Genomic DNA, 9,898 nt, shown 5'->3' on the forward strand with positions numbered 1-9,898 from the left:
GCCTTAGCATGATGACGGGGGGCAAAAGCAAGGAAATGTCGGTTCGGACCTTGACCAACGCATGAGTGTTTCGCGCGCCTATCTCGACCACAACGCGACATCGCCGGTTCGTCCGGAGGTGGCGGCGGCGGTCGCGCGGGCGCTGGAATTGCCGGGCAACCCTTCGTCGATCCATCGCGAGGGCCGGACGGCGAAGGCCGCCCTGGAAGCGGCACGCGAGCACGTCGCCGCCCTGGTCGGGGCCGGCCGGGGCCGCGTCGTCTTCACCAGCGGCGGCACCGAAGCGGCCAATGCGGTCCTGTCCGGCGCACTGACCAAGGCCGGACGTCCCGCGCCCACACGCCTCCTGGTGGGCGCCACCGAGCATCCTTGCGTTCTGGCGGGACACCGCTTCGCGCCGGAATCGGTGGAGGTCGTGCCGGTGCTGCCGTCCGGGCTGATCGACCTCACCGCCTTGGAGCGAGGCTTGGAGCGCGCGCGCGACGAGGCCGTGCTGGTCTCCATCCATGCGGCCAACAACGAGACCGGCGTGATCCAGCCCCTCGCCGAGATCGTCGCCTTGGCCAAAGCGCATGGCCGCGCCCTCGTCCATAGCGACGCGGTGCAGGCGGTGGGGAAAATCCCTCTCGATTGTGCCGGGCTCGGCCTCGATGCCCTCACCCTGTCCGGCCACAAATTCGCCGCGCCGAAGGGCACGGGCGCCATCGTGCTGGCCGAAGGCGTCACCTTGGAGCAGGCTTTCCTGCGCGGCGGCGGCCAGGAATCTCGCCTGCGCTGCGGTACGGAGAACCTGCCCGGCCTCGTCGGGCTGGGCGAGGCGGCACGGATCGCCCAGGCGGGCCTCTCGGGGGTCGATGCCGGTCTTCGTGACTCCATGGAAAGCGCTCTTCTTCGGATCGCACCGGATGCCGTCATCTTCGGGAGCGGCGCGCCGCGCCTTCCCAACACCCTGTGCTTTTCCGTGCCGGGCCTCGATGCGGCAACCGCGCTGATGGCGCTGGATCTCGCCGGCATCGCGATCTCGTCCGGATCGGCCTGCTCGTCGGGCAAGGTCGGCCGCTCCACCGTTCTGGCCGCCATGGGCGTGAGCCCCGCGCTGGCTGCGGGGGCGCTGCGCGTCAGTTTCGGCTGGAACAGCACGGAAAGCGACCGCTCACGCTTCCTCACGGCCTTCGAACGGCACGTGGGAACCCTATATCAACGGCGAGGGCAGGCGGCCTGAAGCGCCGCCCACCCAAGCCATCCTCTCGCGAAAACCCCCGGCCCTTGACGCCGGTGTAGGTCAGGAGACGTGCAATGCCTGCAGTGCAGGAAACCATCGACCGGGTCCGCTCGATCGACCTCGACCAGTACAAGTACGGGTTCGAGACCACGATCGAGATGGAGAAGTCCGCCAAGGGCATCTCCGAGGACGTGATCCGCTTCATCTCGGCCAAGAAGGACGAGCCCGAATGGATGTTGGCCTGGCGCCTCGACGCCTACAAGCGCTGGCAGACCATGAAGGAGCCCGAATGGGCGCGGGTCTCCTATGACAAGGTCGATTACAAGGACATCTACTACTACGCCGCCCCCAAGCGCCCGGCGGCGATGTCCCTCGACGAGATCGACCCCGAGATCCTGAAGACCTACGAGAAGCTCGGCATTCCCCTGCGCGAGGTCGAAGTGCTGGAGGGCATCGCCCCCGAGCGCCGGGTCGCCGTCGACGCGGTGTTCGACTCGGTCTCGGTGGCCACCACGTTCAAGGCCGAGCTGTCGAAGGCCGGCGTGATCTTCATGCCGATCTCCGAGGCCATCCGCGAATACCCGGACCTCGTGCGGAAGTACCTCGGCTCGGTCGTGCCCGTGACCGACAACTTCTTCGCGACCCTGAACTCGGCGGTCTTCTCCGACGGCTCGTTCGTCTACATCCCGCCGGGCGTGCGCTGCCCAATGGAACTGTCGACCTATTTCCGCATCAACGAGCGCGACACGGGGCAGTTCGAACGGACCCTCATCATCGCCGACAAGGGCTCTTACGTCTCGTATCTCGAGGGCTGCACCGCCCCCAAGCGCGACGACAATCAGCTCCATGCCGCCGTGGTCGAGCTCGTCGCGCTCGACGACGCCGAGATCAAGTACTCGACGGTCCAGAACTGGTATCCGGGCGACAACGAGGGCAAGGGCGGCATCTACAACTTCGTCACCAAGCGTGGCGACTGCCGCGGCGCCAACTCGAAGATCTCGTGGACCCAGGTCGAGACCGGCTCGGCGATCACCTGGAAGTACCCGTCCTGTATCCTGCGCGGCGACAATTCCCGCGGCGAGTTCTACTCGATCGCGGTGTCGAACGGCATGCAGCAGGTCGATTCCGGCACCAAGATGATCCATCTCGGCAAGAACACGACGAGCCGGATCATCTCGAAGGGTATTTCCGCCGGGCGTTCGCAGAACACCTACCGCGGGCTGGTGTCCGCACACCGCAAGGCCACGGGCGCACGCAACTTCACTAACTGCGATTCGCTGCTCATCGGCGACCAGTGCGGCGCGCACACGGTGCCGTACATCGAGTCCAAAAATTCGTCGGCGCAGTTCGAGCACGAGGCCACCACCTCGAAGATCTCGGAAGACCAGATGTTCTACTGCCAGCAGCGCGGCCTCTCCAACGAGGAGGCGACCGCGCTCATCGTCAACGGCTTCGTCCGCGACGTACTGCAGCAGCTGCCGATGGAGTTCGCCGTCGAGGCCCAGAAGCTGATCTCGATCAGCCTCGAAGGCTCGGTGGGCTGAGCCGGGTTTTTCCCTTCTCCCCTCTGCGGGAGAAGGTGGCCCGCGAAGCGGGCCGGATGAGGGGAGCGCGCGAACCTGAGAGGTCGCCCCCTCCTGCGGGACTTCGTACCGACCCGCCCGCTCCGTAGGCACGCTCCTCTCCGTGGACGGGGAAGGGTCGCTCCGCGTTTCAAGTTTTAGAACGGACTTTGCTGCAATGATCGAAATCAAGAACCTGACCGTCGCCATCGAGGACAAGCAGATCCTCAACGGTCTCAACCTCACCGTGAAGGACGGCGAAGTCGCCGCCATCATGGGCCCCAACGGCTCCGGCAAGTCGACCTTGTCCTACGTCATCGCCGGCAAGGAGGACTACGAGGTCACCGACGGCGAGATCCTGCTCGACGGCGTGAACATCCTCGAAATGTCGCCCGACGAGCGCGCGGCCTCCGGCGTGTTCCTGGCATTCCAATACCCGCTGGAGATCCCGGGCGTCGGCACCATGACCTTCCTCAAGGCGACACTGAACGCTCAGCGCCGGGCGCGCGGCGAAGGCGAGCTCTCCACCCCCGACTTCATCCGCAAGGTGAATGCTGCTGCCGAGAAGCTCGAGATCAACAAGGAGATGCTCAAGCGCGCCCTCAATGTCGGGTTCTCCGGCGGCGAGAAGAAGCGCATGGAGATCCTGCAGATGGCCCTGCTGGAGCCGAAATTCTGCGTGCTCGACGAGACCGATTCCGGCCTCGACATCGACGCCCTTCGCATCGTCTCCGGCGGCGTGAATGCGCTCCGCGCACAAGGCCGCTCGTTCCTCGTCATCACCCACTACCAGCGCCTGCTCGACTACATCGTGCCGGACGTGGTCCACGTGATGTCGCAGGGCCAGATCGTGAAGTCGGGCGACAAGGACCTCGCCAAGGCGCTCGAGGCTTCCGGCTACGCCGAGTACCGCACGAATGAGGCCGCTTGATATGGCCGACATCACCCCCTTGCGCACGGCGGCCGAGACCGGCCTGTCGAAGCTCTTCGAAGCCACGAAGATGAAGTACCCAACGGGCGTGTCCATCGCCCGTGAGGAGGCCTTCCGCTATTTCGAGGCGGTGGGCCTGCCGACCCGCCGCGTCGAGGCGTTCAAATACACCGACCTGCGCTCCGCGTTCCGCGATGCCGCCCACCCGGCCGAGATGCCCTCCGCCGACACCGCCAAGGCGGCGGTGGCCGAAGCGAAGGGCTTTGCCGGGATCGACGCCGTGCGCCTCACCTTCGTCAACGGTCACCTGATCGCCGACCAGTCGGATCTCGGCCGCATCCCGGCCGGCATCACCGTGACGCCGCTCAACGAGGCGCTGACCACCGGGAACGCGCTTCTGGAGAAACTGACGCCCGTTCGTCAGGCCTCCGAGAACCCGATCTACCAGCTCAACACCGCCTTCCTGGCGGACGGCGCGCTGATCAGCGTGGAGGCCGGGGCCAAGGTCGAGACGCCCTTGCACTTGCGCTTCATCGGCACCGGCACGGAAGCCTACTCGACCGCCACCCGCGTGCTGGTGACGCTGGGGGAGGGCGCGGAAGCGCTGATCCTGGAGAGTCACGAAGGGCCGGACGGCATCGCCTACCAGCCCAACGATGCCATGGACGTGGTGGTGGCCGATAACGCCACCTTCCGGCACGCCCGCCTGAACGCGGAAGGCCGCGAGGCGGTGGCCTTGTCGACCCTGTCCGTGAAGCTCGGCGCCGAGGCCGCGGTGGAAACCGTGAACGTGGTGGTGGGCGCGGTGCTCTCCCGGCATCAGGTCTACCTGAACTTCGCCGGGGCCGATGCCCGCGCGGTGGTGAACGGCGCGGCCATGCTGAACGGCAAGCAACTCTCCGACACCACCTTCCTGGCCGACCATGCCGCCACGGGCGGCGTCAGCCGCGAGCTGTTCAAGACCGTGGTGGATGGCGAAGCCACGGGCGTGTTCCAGGGCAAGATCATCGTCCAGCAGGCGGCCCAGCAGACCGACGGCAAGATGATGTCGGCCTGTCTCATCCTGTCCGACGAGGGCCAGATGATGAACAAGCCCGAACTGGAGATCTTCGCCGACGACGTCGCCTGTGGCCACGGCGCCACCTGCGGCGCACTCGACGACGACCTGCTGTTCTACCTGATGCAGCGCGGGCTGCCGAAGGCCCAGGCCGAGAGCCTGCTGGTCCAGGCCTTCCTCGGGGCGGCCATCGAGTCGGTCAGCCACGAGGGCGCGCGCGAGGCACTGATCGGCACGATCGAGGCGTGGCTCGCGGCGCGAGGGTGATGCAGCAAGGTTATTCCCCGGGCTTGGCCGCGCGGCACCTGCTGCGCGGCCCCCTGAACGCGCGGGACGCCATGCGGGAGACACTCGCGCAGGGCGGTCTCTCGGAGCCCTGGCGGCTTGCCCTGTTCGTCCTCGGCACCAGTCTCGTGGTTTTGGTGGATCTCAGCGAGACTTCCCCCATCGTCCTTCTGTCAGACCATGTGGGAACCCTCGATTCGGGCACGGCCGTCGCCCTACGAATGGCATCCTACACTACGCTGTTCCTGGGAGCGGTGGCTGCACTCTACCTCGTCATCAGCGTCGGCACCTGGGCATTTGCGCGGGCGACCTCCGAGAGGCCGAGTTTGGCGACGGTGCGCACCAGCGTCGCTCTCGCGACGTGGGTCGCGGTGCTTCCCTCGCTCGGGCTGACCCTGATTTTCGAGGCCCTGAACCAGGGTACGGCAGGCAATGTCCTGATCTTCTTCCTAGGGCTCGCCTATATCGGGTTGTGCCTCTCGGAGGCGACGGGCCTCGCCTCCGCCAAAGCCATGGCGTTCGCGATGGCCGGGTCGATCCTCATGCTCACCCTGGTTCTCATCCTGGCCGTCGGCCTTTTCGGCGATGTCCTCAGTGACTTCTTTGCAGGAGACGCGCCATGAACGCACCCGTCCCGAACACCCCCTACGACGTCCAGGCGATCAGGGCCGAGTTCCCGATCCTGGCCCAGAAGGTCTATGGCCGGCCGCTGGTCTATCTCGACAACGCGGCCTCGTCGCAGAAGCCGCGCGCGGTCATCGACGCCATGGTGAACTGCATGGAGACCGGCTACGCCAACGTCCATCGCGGGCTGCATTTCATGGCGAATGCCGCGACCGAGGGGTTCGAGGGCGCGCGCGAGACCACGCGGCAGTTCCTCAACGCCGAGTCCACCGACGAGATCATCTTCACCCGCAACGCCACCGAGGCCTACAACCTCGTGGCCTCGTCCATGGGGTTGCTCGGCCAGATCGGGGAGGGGGACGAGATCATCCTCTCGATCATGGAGCACCATTCCAACATCGTGCCCTGGCACTTTCTGCGCGAGCGCAGAGGAGCCGTCATCAAGTGGGCGCCGGTGGACGACGCGGGCAATTTCCTCGTCGACGAGTACGAAAAACTGTTCACGCCGCGCACCAGGATGGTGGCGATCACCCACATGTCCAACGTGCTCGGCACGGTGACGCCGGCGGCCGAGATCGTCCGCATCGCCCACGCTCACGGCGTGCCGGTGCTTCTGGATGGCGCCCAGAGCGCGGTCCACCAGGAGATCGACGTGAAGGCGCTCGATTGCGACTTCTTCGTCTTCACCGGCCACAAGGTCTACGGCCCCACCGGGATCGGCGTGCTCTACGGCAAGAAGGAATGGCTGGAGCGCCTGCCTCCCTACCAGGGCGGCGGCGAAATGATCCGGACCGTCTCGCAGGACACGATCACCTATAACGACCCGCCGCACCGGTTCGAGGCCGGAACGCCGGCGATCATCGAGGCGGTGGGCCTCGGCGCGGCGCTGGAATTCATGATGACCCTCGGGCGCGAGAGAATCGCGGCGCACGAGGCCTCGCTGCTCGCCTACGCGCAGGAGCGCCTCGGAGCCATGAATTCCGTGCGGATGATCGGCACCGCCAAGGGCAAGGGCGGGGTCATCGCCTTCGAGATGAAAGGCGCGCATGCCCACGACATCGCCACCGTGATCGACCGCTACGGCGTCGCGATCCGGGCCGGCACCCATTGTGCCATGCCGCTCCTCACACGATTTGGTGCGACCTCCACCTGTCGCGCCTCGTTCGGGCTGTATAATACCCATGCGGAAGTGGACGCCCTCGCCGAGGCACTGGCCAAGGCCGAGATGATGTTCGCCTGAGGATCCACACCATGAGCGACTCGACCATCACCGGCGGAGCCAACACCCCCGCCATCGCCAGCGATTCGGCGATCCCGCCCGAAGAGCTCGACCGGCTGACCGACGCCATCGTCGCCGCTTTGAAGAGCGTCTACGATCCCGAGATCCCGGCCGACATCTACGAGCTCGGCCTGATCTACAAGGTCGACATCGCCGACGACCGCACGGTCGCCATCGACATGACGCTGACGGCGCCCGGCTGTCCCGTGGCCGGCGAGATGCCGGGCTGGGTCGAGACGGCGGTCGCCGCCGTGCCGGGCATCCAATCCTGCAGCGTCACGATGGTATTCGATCCGCCGTGGGACCAGAGCCGGATGTCGGACGAAGCCCGCGTCGCCCTCGACATGTGGTAGCACGCCTCAGCTGATCGGTGCCTCGCGGTGCGGGGCAAACGTCATGCTGTCGTAGACATCCGTCATCCGCAGCATTGCCCCGATGATCGGCAGATCGATGGTCTCGTCGATCGCCTCGAAGGCTTGTGTCATCCATGACTCGCCGTCGCGCCGATACAAGGTCGCGCTGGGCCACCGGGTCTCCACGAGCAGGATGTAAGCGATCGTCGGATGACGCTTGTACTCCTCCAGCTTCCGGAAGCGATCGATGGTGCTCGTCGAGGGTGACAATACCTCGACGACAAGTCTGGGTGTCCGGCTCTCGTAGCTGTCCAAGATGAGATCGCCGCATTCCACGGTCACGGCAGGCCGGTGCAAGGTCGAGATCCCCGTGCGCAGGCCGATATCGTCCGTCGTCGGCCGACACCCCGTTCCGCGAAGCTGGCCGTGGAGAGCGGCAATGATGTTCACGGTGACGCGGTCGTGCTGCGCACTGGCACCCGTCATCATTTTCACGTGCGGGACCGGCACGCCATCGACGAGTTCGTAGAGAAAATCCTGGCGTTGCTGCCAATCAAAGAATTCTTCTACGCTCATCAGGCGTCGTGCCGTCTGTGCCATGAAATCCGTCCTCGGCCGCCCGGGATGATAGCATAATCCGAAGACCGCCGGCTGGTGCCTCATGACGACAGTGGACCGCGGCCTCCGCCATCCTTATCTTAACGACGTACCATCATCCTCAACCGCCCGGGCCTTGAACCCGGCTGCCGGAGAGACCCATGCTCAAGAGTTTCAAGGTCCTGTCCCTCACCGACGCAGCGGCGGACCGGATCAAGGCCATCATCGCCGATGCCGAGAAGCCCATCGCCGGCCTGAGGGTCGGTGTGAAGAACGGCGGCTGCGCCGGCATGTCCTACACGATGGAATATGCCGAAGGGCGCAACCCCGGCGAGGATATGGTGGAGGATCGCGGGGTGACGGTGTTCGTCGACCCGAAGGCGCTCCTGTTCCTCCTCGGCACGGAAATGGACTTCAAGACGACGAAGCTGTCGTCCCAGTTCGTGTTCAACAACCCGAACCAGACCTCGTCCTGCGGCTGTGGCGAGTCCGTCGCGATCACGCCTGCCAATCCCGAAGCGCTCCGCGCATCGGCCTGAAGCGAGAGCGGCCTCAGTTCGCGGAGGCGCTCAAGCGACGGCCGTGAGCGTCTCCAACGCGACGCGGGAATCGTCCACGGTCCGGTTGCGGCCGTCGCGCTTGGCCATGAACATGCACTGGTCGGCGCGTTCGAGGAGGGACACGGCAGTGTCGCCCGGGCGCGACGTGGCGACCCCGAGGGAAATCGTCACTTTCCCGAGGGACTCTCCCGTGGTCCGCTTCACCAGTTCACGCCCCATCACGCTGGCACGGACCTTCTCGCCGATGGCGACGGCCGCGGCACGGTTGGTCTCGGGCAGGAGAATCCCGAATTCCTCACCGCCGAAACGGGCGAGGGTGACACGAGCCTTGAGATGCTCGCGCATGACGATGGCCACGAGCCGGAGCACCTGATCGCCCGTGAGGTGGCCGTAGACGTCGTTGAAGCGCTTGAAGAAATCGACGTCGATGACGATCAGGCTGGAGGGGATCGCCTGGCTGGCGGCGCCGTCGACCATCTTGCGCAGGCTTTCCTCGAAGTGCTTGCGGTTGGACAGTCCGGTGAGGGGATCGGTGAGGCTCTCCAGCCGCGTCGCTTCCAGGGTCTCGCGCAGGGTCTCGATCTCGTTGCGGCTTTCCCGCATGCGCGCTTCGAGGGTCCGGTTGCTGGCGGTGATTTCCCGGGTGGTCGAGACCAGGGTCGTGATGATCTCGCGGACGCGGGCGCGGTTCTGGTCGGATACGTCGAGGTCGTGCGACAGGGCCTGAAGCGATTCGCCGTATTGGGCCGTCGAACCCAGAGAGAGGTCCATCACTTCCATGATGCCCTCGATCTCGGCCAGCATGTTCGCGTTCATCCGCTCGGTGGCGGCGACGAGGCGGCGGCTGTCGATATAGGTCTCGTAGAGGGAATCGATATCGGCATCCGAAAGGCTACCGTTCTCGGTGGTCAGCCCCTTGATCGCGTCGTTCATCAACGGCTGCGTGCCCGACACGTAGGTGTACCAGACGGCATAGGCCTGGGGCGTCGCCGAGGAACCGTAGTCACGCATCAGGACGTTGGCGCGGTCGGCCAGAGCGAAGGTTCTCTCCCTGTCACCGTAGCTTCCGTGACTCATCGACCCCGTTCGCCCCCTGATCCGGCATCGATGGCCGGGGAGCGCATGTTAGCGGATGGATGGTGGAGAGCCCGTTAAAGTATCGGGAACAGTTTGCGGACCCGCGCGTTACTTCGCCTTTTTGATAACGACCGGACGCAGAAGGAAGGCGGGCACATGCTCGCCCAGACCGAGCGGCGTGTCACCCTCTTCGTCGTCCCGGCGGCGGGGTGAGGGACGGCGTTCGTCGCGGCTACGGTCGGGGGCTGCCTTGCGCGGATCCGGGGTGCGCTGCTCCTGCGGAGGACGCGACGGCTCGCGCCGGCGCGGGGCCTCACGCGGCGTATCGGCGACTTCCTCGTGAGCGGGGGG

10 protein-coding genes and 1 pseudogene are annotated in these 9,898 nt (G+C 65.8%); 8 read left to right on the forward strand and 3 right to left on the reverse strand.

Annotation, left to right across the window (positions count from 1 at the left end; genetic code table 11):
• Positions 1 to 61: 61 nt before the first annotated feature.
• The 7 genes from FV220_RS14165 to FV220_RS14195 all read left to right on the forward strand — a co-directional run bounded on the left by FV220_RS14165 (position 62) and on the right by FV220_RS14195 (position 7,313).
• Positions 62 to 1,222 carry a cysteine desulfurase family protein gene (locus tag FV220_RS14165; protein WP_147832103.1) on the forward strand — a complete coding sequence of 387 codons (1,161 nt, stop codon included), beginning with the start codon at positions 62 to 64 and terminating at the stop codon, positions 1,220 to 1,222.
• A 74-nt stretch (positions 1,223 to 1,296) separates the two neighbouring features.
• Positions 1,297 to 2,766: a Fe-S cluster assembly protein SufB gene (sufB, locus tag FV220_RS14170; protein WP_026175872.1), complete on the forward strand. Its 1,470-nt coding sequence runs from the start codon at positions 1,297 to 1,299 to the stop codon at positions 2,764 to 2,766.
• A gap of 196 nt (positions 2,767 to 2,962) precedes the next feature.
• A complete protein-coding gene (gene sufC, locus FV220_RS14175) occupies positions 2,963 to 3,715 on the forward strand; it encodes a Fe-S cluster assembly ATPase SufC (RefSeq protein ID WP_056149298.1) in 753 nt (250 codons plus the stop codon).
• Between the two features lies 1 nt (position 3,716).
• Complete coding sequence (sufD, locus tag FV220_RS14180) at positions 3,717 to 5,039, forward strand: Fe-S cluster assembly protein SufD (RefSeq protein WP_056149301.1); 1,323 nt, start codon at positions 3,717 to 3,719, stop codon at positions 5,037 to 5,039.
• Entirely contained in the window at positions 5,039 to 5,680 is a 642-nt protein-coding gene (locus tag FV220_RS14185) for a hypothetical protein (protein WP_147832105.1), read from the forward strand. The genes sufD and FV220_RS14185 overlap by 1 nt, the downstream gene beginning before the upstream one ends.
• Positions 5,677 to 6,921, forward strand: coding sequence for a cysteine desulfurase (locus FV220_RS14190; protein WP_018043447.1), 1,245 nt, complete (start codon positions 5,677 to 5,679; stop codon positions 6,919 to 6,921). Before FV220_RS14185 ends, FV220_RS14190 begins: the two co-directional genes overlap by 4 nt.
• Before the next feature lie 11 nt (positions 6,922 to 6,932).
• Positions 6,933 to 7,313, forward strand: a complete 381-nt coding sequence (locus tag FV220_RS14195; RefSeq protein ID WP_018043448.1) for an SUF system Fe-S cluster assembly protein — start codon at positions 6,933 to 6,935, stop codon at positions 7,311 to 7,313.
• 6 nt (positions 7,314 to 7,319) lie between these two features.
• On the opposite strand, the gene FV220_RS14200 is transcribed toward FV220_RS14195, so the two are convergent.
• Complete coding sequence (locus FV220_RS14200; protein ID WP_238253906.1) at positions 7,320 to 7,913, reverse strand: Uma2 family endonuclease; 594 nt, start codon at positions 7,911 to 7,913, stop codon at positions 7,320 to 7,322.
• Between the two features lie 158 nt (positions 7,914 to 8,071).
• On the opposite strand from FV220_RS14200, the gene FV220_RS14205 reads away from it, so the two are divergent.
• On the forward strand, positions 8,072 to 8,449 hold the full coding sequence (locus tag FV220_RS14205; protein ID WP_018043450.1) for an iron-sulfur cluster assembly accessory protein: 378 nt from the start codon (positions 8,072 to 8,074) through the stop codon (positions 8,447 to 8,449).
• A 30-nt stretch (positions 8,450 to 8,479) separates the two neighbouring features.
• Here FV220_RS14205 and FV220_RS14210 read toward each other — a convergent pair whose 3' ends face one another.
• Together FV220_RS14210 and FV220_RS25815 are read right to left on the reverse strand one after the other, a co-directional pair.
• A complete protein-coding gene (locus FV220_RS14210) occupies positions 8,480 to 9,547 on the reverse strand; it encodes a GGDEF domain-containing protein (RefSeq protein ID WP_018043451.1) in 1,068 nt (355 codons plus the stop codon).
• 108 nt (positions 9,548 to 9,655) lie between these two features.
• A pseudogene (locus tag FV220_RS25815) lies at positions 9,656 to 9,898 on the reverse strand (DEAD/DEAH box helicase); the annotation flags it as partial.

Origin of the sequence: Methylobacterium sp. WL19, assembly GCF_008040005.1 — a bacterium.
GTDB classification, from domain to species: Bacteria; Pseudomonadota; Alphaproteobacteria; order Rhizobiales; family Beijerinckiaceae; genus Methylobacterium; species Methylobacterium bullatum.

Coding starts and splice junctions, on each gene's coding strand:
- FV220_RS14165 (WP_147832103.1), top strand. CDS start 62: ATGAGTGTTTCGCGCGCCTATCTCGACCACAACGCGACATCGCCGGTT.
- sufB (WP_026175872.1), top strand. CDS start 1,297: ATGCCTGCAGTGCAGGAAACCATCGACCGGGTCCGCTCGATCGACCTC.
- sufC (WP_056149298.1), top strand. CDS start 2,963: ATGATCGAAATCAAGAACCTGACCGTCGCCATCGAGGACAAGCAGATC.
- sufD (WP_056149301.1), top strand. CDS start 3,717: ATGGCCGACATCACCCCCTTGCGCACGGCGGCCGAGACCGGCCTGTCG.
- FV220_RS14185 (WP_147832105.1), top strand. CDS start 5,039: ATGCAGCAAGGTTATTCCCCGGGCTTGGCCGCGCGGCACCTGCTGCGC.
- FV220_RS14190 (WP_018043447.1), top strand. CDS start 5,677: ATGAACGCACCCGTCCCGAACACCCCCTACGACGTCCAGGCGATCAGG.
- FV220_RS14195 (WP_018043448.1), top strand. CDS start 6,933: ATGAGCGACTCGACCATCACCGGCGGAGCCAACACCCCCGCCATCGCC.
- FV220_RS14200 (WP_238253906.1), bottom strand. CDS start 7,913: ATGGCACAGACGGCACGACGCCTGATGAGCGTAGAAGAATTCTTTGAT.
- FV220_RS14205 (WP_018043450.1), top strand. CDS start 8,072: ATGCTCAAGAGTTTCAAGGTCCTGTCCCTCACCGACGCAGCGGCGGAC.
- FV220_RS14210 (WP_018043451.1), bottom strand. CDS start 9,547: ATGAGTCACGGAAGCTACGGTGACAGGGAGAGAACCTTCGCTCTGGCC.